The sequence below is a fragment of the Corynebacterium lehmanniae genome, from assembly GCF_043161975.1.
Taxonomy (GTDB): Bacteria; Actinomycetota; Actinomycetes; order Mycobacteriales; family Mycobacteriaceae; genus Corynebacterium; species Corynebacterium lehmanniae.
The window spans coordinates 145,802-157,477 of the sequence record NZ_CP170998.1; the positions used below are offsets into that span (position 1 = coordinate 145,802).

An 11,676-nucleotide genomic window follows, 5' to 3' on the forward strand; every position below is an offset into this window, starting at 1 on the left:
TTCGTCGTTTCAGGCCCAACGCAATGAGGAGTACCCTGACCCCGGTGACTGAGCAGATGATCGCCGCCGCCCACCAACTCCTTACAGAGCGCGTCTCGGGCGACTACAAAGCCCGCAGCGAGGACCCGGACGACCCGCAGACGGTGCAGGCGATGCAGATGGCCATCAACCTGCCCAAACAGGACCCGCCCAGCCGAAACCAGGTGCTTGCAGACGCTGCCCGCGCCGCCGTGGCCGTGTGCCTCGACCCGCGCGCGGGAGAGGACGGGTTTTGGCGCGAGGCCTTAGACGCCTGGTACTCCCACCGCATCCGCAAAGTGGCCCGCCGCGCCCGCAACAAGGCCTGGGACGACGTGCAGGCGCTGCCCGGGGTCACAGTCGGCAATGTGCGCGCCTTCGTGCCCTCGGCGGTTGCAGACGTCCCGCACGCGATTGCGAAGCTGCAGATCAAGGGCACCGAGATCGAGCCGGGGGAGGTGCTCCCGCGCGACCCGCACGTGCCCCTGATCGCGCTCGACGCGTCGCTGCACATGTCCGCGGGCAAGGCAGCGGCCCAGGCCGGGCACGCCTCGATGCTGCTCGCAGCCGCGCGCGACACCGCCTGGGCGCAGCGGTGGGCGGAGGCGGGCTTCCCGCTAAACGTGCGCGAGTTGCCCCGCGAGGAGTTCGCGGAGCTCGCCGCGCGCGCGGATGCGGTGGCGGTGCGCGACGCCGGTTTTACTGAGGTCGCGCCCGGTTCCACCACAGCGCTCGCTATTGCTTAGCGACGAGCCTCCGCAACGCCCCGCGCACGACTTCCGCGTCTGTGGTGTCCCAGAACGCCGGCAGGCTGCGCCTGATGAACGAGCCGTAGCGCTTGGTCACCAGACGGTTGTCGAGCACGGCGACGACCCCGCGGTCGTCGACAGACCGCAAAAGCCTGCCCGCACCTTGCGCCATGAGCAGGGAGGCGTGCGTGGCGGAGACCTCCATGAACCCGGAGCGGCCCGCCGCGTCGGCGGCGTTGGAGCGGGCTTGCAGCAGCGGATCGTCGGGGCGGGGGAAGGGGATGCGGTCGATGATCACCAGCGAGCAAGCGCTGCCCGGCACGTCCACGCCCTGCCAGAGGGTCAGCGTGCCAAACAGGCAGGAGTTCTCGTTTTTGGCGAAGGTGTCCACCAGCGTGCCGGTGGAGTCCTCGCCTTGGAGCAGGATGTCGAAGGGCAGGCGCGCCCGCATGGCTTCGGCGGCCTGCTCCGCGGCGCGGCGGGAGGAGAACAGGCCGAGCGTGCGCCCGCCTGCGGCGGTGATCAGCTCCGCGATCTCGTCTAACGTCTCCGCGGACAGCCCGTCGCGGCCCGGGGTGGGCAGGTGGCGCGCGGTGTAGAGGATGCCGGACTTGCGCGGGTCGAACGGCGTGCCGGCGTCCAGCGAGTCCCAGGTGCCCTGCGGCAGGCCCCAGGCGGCCGCCATGGCGTTGAAGTTGCCGCCCACAGTCAACGTCGCGGAGGTGAGCACGACCGTCTTCTCGCCGAACAGTCGCTCGTGCAACAGGCCCGCCACCGACAGGGGAGCGACCGAGACGGAGTCGCCGTAGCGCTCCGAGCGGGTCAGCCACACCACGTCCGCGTGCTTGGCGGGGTCCGGCTCGTCGAAGACCTCGAGGATGCGCACCACCGCGTCGTGCAGGTCCTCTAAGTGGTTGCGCAGGTTGGCGCGTTCGGCGAACTTCTCCGGGTCGTTTTCGGACTCGCCGGGTGGGGCGTCGGAGATGGCGGTGCGGGTCTTCCACAGGGCGTCGCGAAGCGCGGCGAAAGCGCCGCGGGCCGGTTCTGAGATGACCTCCCAGCGTCCCGGGGCCTCCAGGTCGATGGCGGCGGTGAAGTCGTCGATGACGCCTTCGAGCGTGTCGCGCTCCGCGCCCAGCTTGCCGGCGCGTCGGGCGGCCATCGCCAGGGCGCGCGCGGAGATCTCGTTGGTGGCCACGGAGGTGATGCGACCGTCGAGCTCGTGGGCCTCGTCGATGATCACGGCGTCGTGCTCGGGCAGCACGGCCACGTCCGCGAGGGCGTCGATAGCCAAAAGCGCGTGGTTGGTCACCACGATGTCCACGTCCTTGGTGCGCTCGCGGGCGAGCTCCGCGAAGCACTCCTCGCCGTGCGGGCAGCGGGTCGCGCCGAGGCACTCGTTGGAGGTGACGGACACCTGCCGCCACGCCATGTCCGGCACGCCGGGGACCAGGTCGTCGCGGTCGCCGGTTTCGGTGTCCTGCGCCCACTCGGCCACGCGCTTGACGTGTTTGCCCAGCCAGGACAGGTCCTCTTCCTCGATGAGGGATTCCGAAGGTGCGCTATCAAGCATTAATTTGTGCTTGCACAGGTAGTTGTTGCGGCCCTTCTGGATGGCGAAGGTGGGGCGCTCGGGCAGCAGCGGCTCGAGCGCGTCCGCCAGCCGCGGCAGATCCCTATCGACGAGCTGCCGCTGCAACGCGATCGTCGCCGTCGACACCACCACCGTGGTCCCGTGCGCCTGGGCGTGGCGGATGGCGGGGACGAGGTAGGCCAGGGACTTGCCGGTGCCCGTGCCCGCCTGCACGGCCAGGTGGCGCTCCGAGTCGAGGGCTGTAGTCACCGCTTCGGCCATCTTGACCTGGCCGGGGCGGCGCGAGCCGCCGAGGGACTTGACCGCGGCGGCGAGCAGGTCGGTGGTGGACTGGGTGAGTGGTTCGTCTGCTGCCACGGCCTACTCGGTGGGCTCCGGGAAGCCGACGAACTTCGTCGGGATGGCCACCTCGCCGCGCGACAGGGCCAGGCCCTCCCACGGCAGCGTCTTGCGGGCGGCCGCGTGCAGCTCGCGGATCTCCTCAATGCCGGGCTGGCCGTCCACGATCTCGCCGTCGCGGATCAGCGGCACCGTCATCGGGCGGTACTCCAGGTTCGGCTTGCGCGGCACGTCCACGCCGAGCGGGTGGACCACCTCGCCGACCGCCACGCCGGAGGAGCGGTAGGCGCGAAGCGCGGACTTGCCGCCGCCGTAGGTGACCTTGCCGGAGGAGCGCTTGGCCACCGGGTGGCCGTCCACCTCCACCAGCTTGTACACCAGGCCCGCGGTGGGGGCGCCGGAGCCGGTGACCACGGAGGTGCCTACGCCGAAGCCGTCCACCGGGTCGCCGCGCAGGCCGGCGATGGCGAACTCGTCCAGGTCGGACGAGACGATGATGCGGGTGTTGAAGGCGCCTGCCTCGTCCAGCTGCTTGCGCACACGCCTAGAGACGATGCCCAGGTCACCGGAGTCGATGCGCACCGCACCCAGCTCGGTGCCGGCAACCTCGAGCGCGTTTTCCACGCCCTTGGTGATGTCGAAGGTGTCCACCAACAGCGTGGTGTCCACACCGAGGGAGTCGATCTGGCCCTTGAACGCGGCCTTTTCGTCCGGGTTGCCGTCCTCGTCCACGTGCAGCAGCGTCCAGGAGTGGGCGGAGGTGCCGGAGGCGGGGATGCCGTAGCGCAGGGAGGCCTCCATGTTGGAGGTGGCGTTGAAGCCGGCGATGTAGGTCGCGCGCGCGGCGGAGACGGCGGCCTGCTCGTTGGTGCGGCGCGAACCCATCTCGATAATCGGGTGCCCGTCCGCGGCAGAGACCATGCGCGACGCCGCCGATGCGACAGCGGAATCGGCGTTGAGGATGGACAAAAGGACCGTCTCCAGGATCACGCATTCGGCGAACGTGCCGCGCACCGTCATAATCGGCGAGTACGGGAAGTACAGCTCGCCTTCGCGGTAGCCGTCGACCTGCCCGGAGAACTTGTAGTTTTCCAGGTATTCGCGTGCCTCAGGCGAGAGGAAGTCCGCGGAATCCAGCTGGTCCTGCGTGAAGCGGAACTTGGTGATCGCGTCGAGCACCCGCTCGGTGCCTGCGACTACGCCGTAGCGGCGCTCGTTGGGCATGCGGCGGCCGAAGACCTCGAAGACGCAGTCGCGCTCCGCGGTTCCGTCCTTAATGGCGGCGTCGAGCATGGTCAGCTCGTACATGTCCGTGAAAAACGCGGTGGAGCCGCGCGTGCCGGTGGAGTGGGTGGGAGTGTCGTTCATGGTGAGACAGCGTACCCTCCAGGCACGAGAAGGTAAGGTGGTGCACATGTTTTCCTCAGCCGATTTTCCTGCGGCCAGCCGCGCGGAGCGCATGGGTTCGCCGCTGGCAACCCCGGAGTTGGACGAGGCCATCGACGTGGACGTGGCCACGAGCGAGAACCTGCCGTGGCTGTGCATCGTGTGGGACGACCCGGTCAACCTGATGAGCTACGTCACCTACGTGTTCCAGACCGTGCTGGGCTACGACCGCAAGCGCGCCACCGAGCTGATGATGCAGGTCCACACCGAGGGCAAGGCCGTGGTCTCCTCGGGCGAGAAGGACAAGGTGGAAACCGACGTGAAGAAGCTGCACACCGCGGGGCTTTGGGCCACGATGCAGCAGGCAGGGTAGGGGAGAATCGATGCAGCCGTGGCGTAAGAAGAAGGGCCTAATGCGCTCGACGCCGAAGTACACCACCGTCTTCGACCCGATGGAGCGCGAGGTCATCGGCGACCTCACCGCCACCGTGTCCGAGGCGCTGATCGCGCGCGCCCAGTCCGCGCCGAAGGACGAGTTCGCGGAGATGCTCGGCGTCGCCACCGGCCACACCGAGGCACCCGAGGACCCGCGCCTGGCGCGCCTTTTGCCCAACTTCGAGCGCGATGGCGACGAGGAGTTCGACGGCGACAACGGCCTGCTTCGCAGCCTGCACGAAAACGACATCATCAAGGCCAAGCTGATCAACCTGCAGGTGGTCAACACTGCGCTCGGCCCCACGGGCGGCGTCGAGGTGACCATCGAGGAGGACGAGGCGCACCAGTTCATCGCCGCGCTCAACGACATGCGTCTCTACGCCTCCGCGGACGACTCCGGCAGCGAGGCCGCGCGCGAGGACCGCCAGCGCCTCATCGACTGGCTCGCGTTCTGCCAGGACTCCCTCCTCGAAGCCCTCATGGGCTAGGGGTTTCGCCCGCAGCTTTACGACGACCTCCGGCCCGCCACCGCCCAACCACCGCCCAGCCTGTATCCGGCGAACCCGCTAGACTCCAACCACGATGAGCGAACACAACCACACCCCCGAGGGCTGGGGCTACGGCCAGACCGGGCAGCCGGGCTACGGCAAGCCGTTCCAGCGACCGTTCTCGCACCCGGAGCGGCAGCAGCCGGCGTTCAGCGAGCCTGCACAGCCGTACAACCCGTACGCGACCCCGCAGCAGGGCCAGTACGGCCTGCAGGGCCAATACGGCCAACCCCAGTACAACCAAACCCCCGGAACCAAACGGGTGTCGAAGCGAAAGGCGCAGCGCCAAACGGGCCTGAAGCTCGCCGGCGGCTTCCTCGCCACCATCTGGGTCGTGTTCATCCTGGAGCTGGTGTTTCCGTGGCTGCAGGCGTTTGGCATTCACCCGTTGGACGTGTCCTCCCTGCCGTTCATTTTCACCTCGCCGCTGCTCCACGCGAATCTGGAGCACATCATCTCCAACTCGATCCCGGGCGCGATCTTCGCGTTCTTGGTGGGCTACTCCGGCAAGCGCGTGTTCTGGGAGGTCACCACGTTCGTGGTGATCATCGGCGGCCTGGGCACCTGGCTGCTCGGCGGTGTGGGCACGAACCACATCGGCGCGTCCGGGCTGGTGTACGGCTGGCTTGCGTATCTGATCATCCGCGGCTTCTTCAACCGCTCCATCAGCCAGATCATCACCGGCCTTATCCTCGGCTTCTTCTATTCCGGCCTGATCTTCGGGCTACTGCCGGGCACGGAGGGCGTGAGCTGGCAGGCGCACCTGTTCGGCGCGATCGGCGGTCTGGTCGCCGGCATGGTCATCACCTCCGACGACCCGCCAGAGCTGGTGGCAAAGCGCGAGGCCAAAGCGCGTTCGTTGCAGAATCCTGGCCAGCGATAGGATTGCCGGCGTGGATACTTTCGCCGACAACAACTCAGCACCGATCGGGCTCTTCGATTCCGGAGTGGGCGGCCTGACCGTCGCCCGCGCGGTGATGGACCAGCTGCCGGGCGAATCTCTGATCTACATCGGCGACACCGCCCACGGACCCTATGGCCCGCAGCCGATCGCGGACGTGCGCGCGCACTCGCAGCGCATCGCCGACGAGCTGGTGGAACGCGGCTGCAAGATGCTGGTCATCGCCTGCAACACCGCCACCGCCGCGTTCCTTCACGACGCCCGCGAGCGCTACGACATCCCTGTCATCGAGGTGATCCAGCCCGCCGTGCGCCGCGCAATCGCCACCACGCGCAACAACAAAATCGGCGTGATCGGCACCGAAGGCACCGTGAAGTCCGGCGCGTACCAGGACCTGTTTTCCATCCACCCGGGCCTTGAGGTCACCGCCCAGGCCTGCCCGGAGTTCGTGCCGTTTGTGGAGCAGGGCAAGACCTCCGGCAAGGAAGTCCTCGAGGTAGCCCGGGGCTATTTGGCGCCGCTGCGCGACGCGGACGTGGACACGCTCGTGCTCGGCTGCACCCACTACCCGCTGCTCTCCGGCGTGATCCAGCTGGCCATCGGCGACGAGGTCGCGCTCGTCTCCTCCGCCGAGGAGACCTCGAAGGATGTGCTGCGGGTGCTCACGGAGGGCGACATGCTTAATAGTGCCACTGCCGCCCCCACCCACATCTTCGAATCCACCGGCGACCCCGACACCTTCGACGCGCTCGCCCGGCGCTTCCTCGCCCCGCCGGTGCACGCCGTGGGCCGCGATTAGGGCTTGACAGCCGGTCAGAGTGCGGTTTTGATCAGGGGTAATAGTTCAGCCCGCCTTCCAGCTGTAATGCTGGTTGAGTGGGCTGGATCTCTAATTGGGGGATGAGGCTCGGTCAGCCACACAACTAGGAGAATTTAAGGATTCACTAGGAAAATGTGCCCCATTCATGGCAGAGTGATTCCATGCAGTTGACCATCCTCGGGTGCTCCGGGAGCCTGGCCGCGCCCGGTAACCCAGCTTCCTCCTACGTCATCTCCGTGCCTGGTGAAACGGATGTGGTGATGGACTTCGGTCCGGGAGCGCTCGCCGCCATGCAGGAGCGGTTCGACCCGTCTGCGGCGCACGTCATCTTCAGCCATCTTCACGCCGACCACTGCTCGGATTTCCCGTCGCTGCTCGTGTGGCGCCGGTACCACCCCACAGCCCCGGCGGAGCAGCGCCACAGGCTGATCGGCCCCTCGTACGCCCCGGAGCACCTGGGTCGCATGAGCGCGGACGCGCCGGGGGAGCAGGACGACTTTACGGACACTTTCGAGTTCACCACCTGGCGCGCCGGGCAGCCGGAGCAGCTCAGCGGCCTGACCATCACGCCGTTCGATGTAGTCCACCCGGCACAAGAATCGCACGCGCTGCGCATCGAGGACGCCGCCGGCAAGGTGATCACCTTCTCCGGCGACTCCGGGTACACGCCAACGCTTATCGACGCCGCCCGCAACGCCGACTACTTCCTCTGCGAAGCCGCCTGGGGCGCTACCTCCGAGGGTAAGGCGGAGGGCATGCACCTGTCCGGCAAGGAAGCAGGACGCATTGCCCGCGAAGCAGGAGTGAAGACCCTGGTGCTGGTGCACATCCAGCCGTGGACCGATCCGGAGGAGGTCCTCGCAGCCGCTCGCACCGAGTTCAACGGGGAGATCATCCTGGGCAAAGCCGGCGCCACCTTCGAGCCCTAAGCGCCTGCGTTGCGCGCAGTGGCAGTGAGGGCAACTTAATGTGTTAAGTTAACCAGCACAATGACCGGTTCCGCTCGTCTACTTCAGGTGGTCAGTCCAGGGCCGGTTTTCTAAATTTCGGGGAGCTACATGGGTGCCCTCCGAACGTGATCAATCAAACGCTTTGGGCGTAGCAATCCGACGAATCGACATTGCCGAACTGCGTTACCCTTGGACGCATGACTGATTTTTCGCGCCTGGACGGCCGCGCCTTCGACCAACTGCGCCCTGTGCGCATCACCCGCGGCTTCACTTCCAACCCGGCGGGCAGTGTGCTCGTGGAGTTCGGCAACACCCGCGTCATGTGCACCGCCTCCGTGGAGGAGGGCGTGCCGCGCTTCAAGAAGGATTCCGGCGAGGGCTGGCTCACCGCCGAATATGCCATGCTCCCGTCCGCCACCCACGAGCGCATGCCGCGCGAGTCCATGAAGGGCAAGGTCAAGGGCCGCACCCATGAGATCTCGCGCTTGGTGGGCCGCTCCCTGCGCGCCGCGGTGGATCTGAGCCAGCTCGGCGAGAACACCATCCAGCTCGACTGCGACGTCCTCCAGGCCGACGGCGGCACCCGCACCGCCTCGATTACCGGCGCGTACGTCGCGCTTGCGGACGCCATCGCGGTGCTCAAGGAGCGCGGCGTGGTCCCGGGCGAGCCGCTGCTCAAGCCGATTGCCGCCGTATCCGCCGGCATCATCGACGGCCACGTGTGCCTGGACCTGCCCTACGAGGAGGACTCCCGTGCTGAGGTCGACCTGAATGTGGTGATGCAGGAGGGCGGCAACTTCGTGGAGATTCAGGGCACCGGCGAGCACGGCTTGTTCGGCCGCGAGCAGCTCGGCGAGATGCTGGATGTCGCGGCCAAGGGCTGCGAGGAGCTCATCGCTGCGCAGAAGGCGGCGCTGGGATGGTAAAAGTTCTCGTTGCCTCTAGGAACCAAGGCAAGGTCCGCGAGCTCGAGCAGGTGCTGCGCGAGCTCAACATTGAAGGGGTGGAGCTTGTCTCGCTTCACGACGCTCCGCCGTACCCCGACCCCGTCGAAGACGGCCTCACCTTCGTGGACAACGCCCTTTTGAAGGCCCGCGCCGGGGCGAAAGCCACCGGCCTGCCCTGCGTGGCCGACGACTCCGGCCTGACCGTGGAAGCGCTCAACGGCATGCCTGGCATCCTGTCCGCCCGCTGGTCCGGCAACCACGGCGACGACCAAGCCAACAACGACCTGCTGCTCGCCCAAATGAAGGACATCAACGAGCGCGCCGCCGCGTTCGTGTCCTGCTGCGCCCTGGCCTCCCCAGACGGGCAGGAGTTCACCGCCGAGGGCCGCTGGGAAGGCGAGCTGCTGCGCGAGCCCCGCGGCGAGCACGGCTTCGGCTACGACCCGCTGTTTGCACCTGCCGACGCCAACGGCCGCTCCTCCGCAGAGCTGACGCCTGAGGAGAAGAACGCACGCTCCCACCGCGGCAAGGCGCTACGCGCGCTCGCCCCGCACATAGCGGCGCTGAAGTGACGTAATTCGTTACAGTGTGCTTATGAAGAAAACGATTGCACTTGTAGGAACTGTTCTCGCGTCCGGCGCGCTGCTGACCGGTTGCGGTCAGAAGGGTGATTTCGACGGCGAATGGACCGGCGACATCACCTCTACCCAGGAAGGCAAAGGCGGCGGCCACGCCACCATCACTATCGATGGCAAGGACTGCGACTGGCAGATGACCGAGACCGACGGTGAAACCAACGAGGCGAACTGTCTTCGCGACGACAAGGAGTTCAAGCTCGAGGATCCGCTGACCCACCAGGATCTCGAGTACGACGCCGAGCGCAGCGGCGACACCCTCACCCTGAGCCCGGGCAACGACCAGGCAGAAAAGGTCGGCGTAATGGTGCTGACCAAGACGGGCGAGAAGTAAATAGGCTGCGACAGCATAAAACCCGGCAGTGAAAACCTGCCGGGATTTGTCTTACGCTCTCTGCCGCTTATGCGAGCTGGAACTTCTCTTTCACTTCATTGCGGCGCTTGCCCTCAATGACGAAGGACATAAACGGCACCACACCCGAAAGGGCCGTGGCGATCCAGGTGCCCGCGGACCAGCGGGCTTTAGAACCGAGGTTCAGCGACGCCATCAAAAACGCCACGAACGCGAAGCCGTGCACTCGGGCGACCCAGGACAGGTAGTCGACGTTCATGTCCAAGCCGTACTGCATGATCATGCGCGCGACCAGCAGGAGCAGCAGCACACCGGTAATCCATGCGGTGACGGTGAAAAATTGCAGTGCCTGCTTCACGCGACGCTGGCGCTCCGGGTGGATGCGCGCCGGCTGGGCAGGCTGGGTCTGCGGGGTGGGCTGCGTCATGCTGATTCACCTTTACCTTTTGTGTTGGTTCGACGGCGCGGGGTCACAAGCTTGTTGTATTCCTCCACGTCCAGCTCGGGGCGAGAGGGGAGGAAGTCCTCGTCGATCGCCGTGGGTTCCTTCACCTCGCCGTACTTGGCAAGGTCGGCCTCGTAGAGGTCGTCCATGGTCAGGCCGGCGTTTTCGGCGTCGATTTTGTCGTTTTCCATGCGCATACCCACGCGGTAGGCGTAGATGAAAAACGCGGCGAAGCACGGCCACTGCAGGGCGTAGCCCAGATTCTGGAACGTTCCCGAGCCGGACTGATAGCGCTCCCACTGCCAGTTAGCGAGCAGGAGGCAGGTCACGGCCGCAGCGATCAGCAGCACGATGTGCCACCAACGCACGCGGACGCGCTCGCGTTGGGGCACCGCCTCAGTGCTCTCAACTGCCTTGTTTTCTTCGCTCACAGCTGGTCAGTCTACCCGGCAACCTTAAAAGACCAAACGAAAGTTTGACTGCTGCATCTTCAATTGCACCTTATTTATATGTCGCTGCAAATGGTCAGGTTCCAGTTAACGTTTGCTGCGGACCACTGTGTAGTATTCATCAACGACGCGCCCGTGGCGGAATTGGCAGACGCGCTGGATTTAGGTTCCAGTGCCTTATGGCGTGAGAGTTCAAGTCTCTCCGGGCGCACAGATCCTCCCGGGGGTAGTGGGGGCGATTCGAGGATTCTTAGAGATTCTCGGGCTTTGGACAGCTTTATATGTTTTCAAAAGGTTTCCCCAGCGCGTTGTAGGGATGTCCAGCTCTCAACCCTTAGAGGGTGTTAAGCGGATGGTCCACTAATTTACAGAAGTCTTCGACCTGCGTATATCCCGTTGCCCCTCTCCTGTCTATGGGTTATCTTTTCCCTGGAATATCCCTGTCTTCGGCGTGTCCGTCGAGTGGGGTGTCGGAAACGGGTCGGCCACGTGCTGCTCGGTGAGTGAAAGGTGGAGTTTGTGTTAAATAGTCCAGCAAGAACTAGATCGTGGTGGGGGGTGTTCGTTTCCCTACTCGCCTCTATTGCGTTGGCAGTCGCGATGGTCTCAGTGCCGACTCCGGCTCAGGCGCAAGCCCACGGCGTGGGTTCGCGGGGTATCAGCTTCATTCCGGATCAGTCGGGCTACCCCGTTCAGACTGATTCCCCATACGGGAGTAACGGACGAGTTGTCCCTGTTATTCTCACCGTTCGAATTGGCGATGTTGTCTACAGTGGTTACTGCATTGAGCCATCCAGCGGTATCATTCCCAAGAACGTCGAGGGAACGATCGTTGATTGGAACGGTTACGAATCCAATGCGCCAACTCCTAATAAGCTGGCCGGTGATTCCGACCGCCAAGCAAAGCTTTCTTGGGTTGCGTTTAACGGATACCCGTATAAGAGCCTTGAGGAGCTTTCGGCACGGGTGGGGAAGAACCTAAACCCTGGTGAGGCGGTGGCGGCAACTCAAGCCGCAGTGCAGTACTACTCCGACGGAATCAATCCTGATTTTCAGAACTCCAAGGGCAGTAGCACGAACCGTCGAAACATGCAGGCTCTTTACGACT

The 11,676-nt window shown here is 65.4% G+C and carries 13 protein-coding genes, 1 tRNA gene and 1 pseudogene; 11 read left to right on the plus strand and 4 right to left on the minus strand.

Annotated elements, in window-relative coordinates:
- The first annotated feature begins 23 nt into the window (after positions 1-23).
- Complete coding sequence (locus tag ACF3NP_RS00715) at positions 24-764, plus strand: peptidyl-tRNA hydrolase (RefSeq protein WP_392398806.1); 741 nt, start codon at positions 24-26, stop codon at positions 762-764.
- Here the strand turns inward: ACF3NP_RS00715 and ACF3NP_RS00720 are convergent.
- Positions 754-2,718 (minus strand): ATP-dependent DNA helicase, encoded by a 1,965-nt coding sequence (locus tag ACF3NP_RS00720; RefSeq protein WP_392398807.1) that lies wholly within the window; start codon positions 2,716-2,718, stop codon positions 754-756. The genes ACF3NP_RS00715 and ACF3NP_RS00720 overlap by 11 nt on opposite strands.
- 3 nt (positions 2,719-2,721) lie before the next feature.
- Entirely contained in the window at positions 2,722-4,068 is a 1,347-nt protein-coding gene (locus ACF3NP_RS00725) for a nicotinate phosphoribosyltransferase (protein ID WP_392398808.1), read from the minus strand.
- A gap of 46 nt (positions 4,069-4,114) precedes the next feature.
- Between ACF3NP_RS00725 and clpS the strand changes: the two genes are divergently transcribed.
- The 8 genes from clpS to lptM all read left to right on the plus strand — a co-directional run bounded on the left by clpS (position 4,115) and on the right by lptM (position 9,656).
- Entirely contained in the window at positions 4,115-4,459 is a 345-nt protein-coding gene (clpS, locus tag ACF3NP_RS00730; RefSeq protein WP_239307514.1) for an ATP-dependent Clp protease adapter ClpS, read from the plus strand.
- A 10-nt stretch (positions 4,460-4,469) separates the two neighbouring features.
- Complete coding sequence (locus ACF3NP_RS00735) at positions 4,470-5,009, plus strand: DUF2017 domain-containing protein (RefSeq protein WP_269952847.1); 540 nt, start codon at positions 4,470-4,472, stop codon at positions 5,007-5,009.
- A 94-nt stretch (positions 5,010-5,103) separates the two neighbouring features.
- Positions 5,104-5,952: a rhomboid family intramembrane serine protease gene (locus tag ACF3NP_RS00740; protein ID WP_392398809.1), complete on the plus strand. Its 849-nt coding sequence runs from the start codon at positions 5,104-5,106 to the stop codon at positions 5,950-5,952.
- Positions 5,953-5,962: 10 nt separating this feature from the next.
- A complete protein-coding gene (gene murI, locus ACF3NP_RS00745) occupies positions 5,963-6,769 on the plus strand; it encodes a glutamate racemase (RefSeq protein WP_392398810.1) in 807 nt (268 codons plus the stop codon).
- Between the two features lie 182 nt (positions 6,770-6,951).
- Complete coding sequence (locus ACF3NP_RS00750; RefSeq protein ID WP_392398811.1) at positions 6,952-7,719, plus strand: MBL fold metallo-hydrolase; 768 nt, start codon at positions 6,952-6,954, stop codon at positions 7,717-7,719.
- A 218-nt stretch (positions 7,720-7,937) separates the two neighbouring features.
- On the plus strand, positions 7,938-8,666 hold the full coding sequence (gene rph, locus ACF3NP_RS00755) for a ribonuclease PH (RefSeq protein WP_181888987.1): 729 nt from the start codon (positions 7,938-7,940) through the stop codon (positions 8,664-8,666).
- On the plus strand, positions 8,660-9,259 hold the full coding sequence (gene rdgB / locus ACF3NP_RS00760) for an RdgB/HAM1 family non-canonical purine NTP pyrophosphatase (RefSeq protein ID WP_392398812.1): 600 nt from the start codon (positions 8,660-8,662) through the stop codon (positions 9,257-9,259). The genes rph and rdgB overlap by 7 nt, the downstream gene beginning before the upstream one ends.
- A gap of 22 nt (positions 9,260-9,281) precedes the next feature.
- Entirely contained in the window at positions 9,282-9,656 is a 375-nt protein-coding gene (gene lptM / locus ACF3NP_RS00765; protein ID WP_392398813.1) for an LPS translocon maturation chaperone LptM, read from the plus strand.
- A gap of 67 nt (positions 9,657-9,723) precedes the next feature.
- Here the strand turns inward: lptM and ACF3NP_RS00770 are convergent, their stop codons facing one another.
- On the minus strand, positions 9,724-10,101 hold the full coding sequence (locus ACF3NP_RS00770; RefSeq protein WP_392398814.1) for a DUF3817 domain-containing protein: 378 nt from the start codon (positions 10,099-10,101) through the stop codon (positions 9,724-9,726).
- Positions 10,098-10,550, minus strand: a complete 453-nt coding sequence (locus ACF3NP_RS00775) for a hypothetical protein (RefSeq protein WP_392398815.1) — start codon at positions 10,548-10,550, stop codon at positions 10,098-10,100. Before ACF3NP_RS00775 ends, ACF3NP_RS00770 begins: the two co-directional genes overlap by 4 nt.
- Positions 10,551-10,697: 147 nt before the next feature.
- On the opposite strand from ACF3NP_RS00775, the gene ACF3NP_RS00780 reads away from it, so the two are divergent.
- Both ACF3NP_RS00780 and ACF3NP_RS00785 read left to right on the plus strand, forming a co-directional pair.
- A tRNA-Leu gene (locus tag ACF3NP_RS00780) sits at positions 10,698-10,779 on the plus strand.
- Positions 10,780-11,168: 389 nt separating this feature from the next.
- Positions 11,169-11,636, plus strand: a pseudogene (locus tag ACF3NP_RS00785) (Cys-Gln thioester bond-forming surface protein); the annotation flags it as partial.
- Positions 11,637-11,676: the final 40 nt, after the last annotated feature.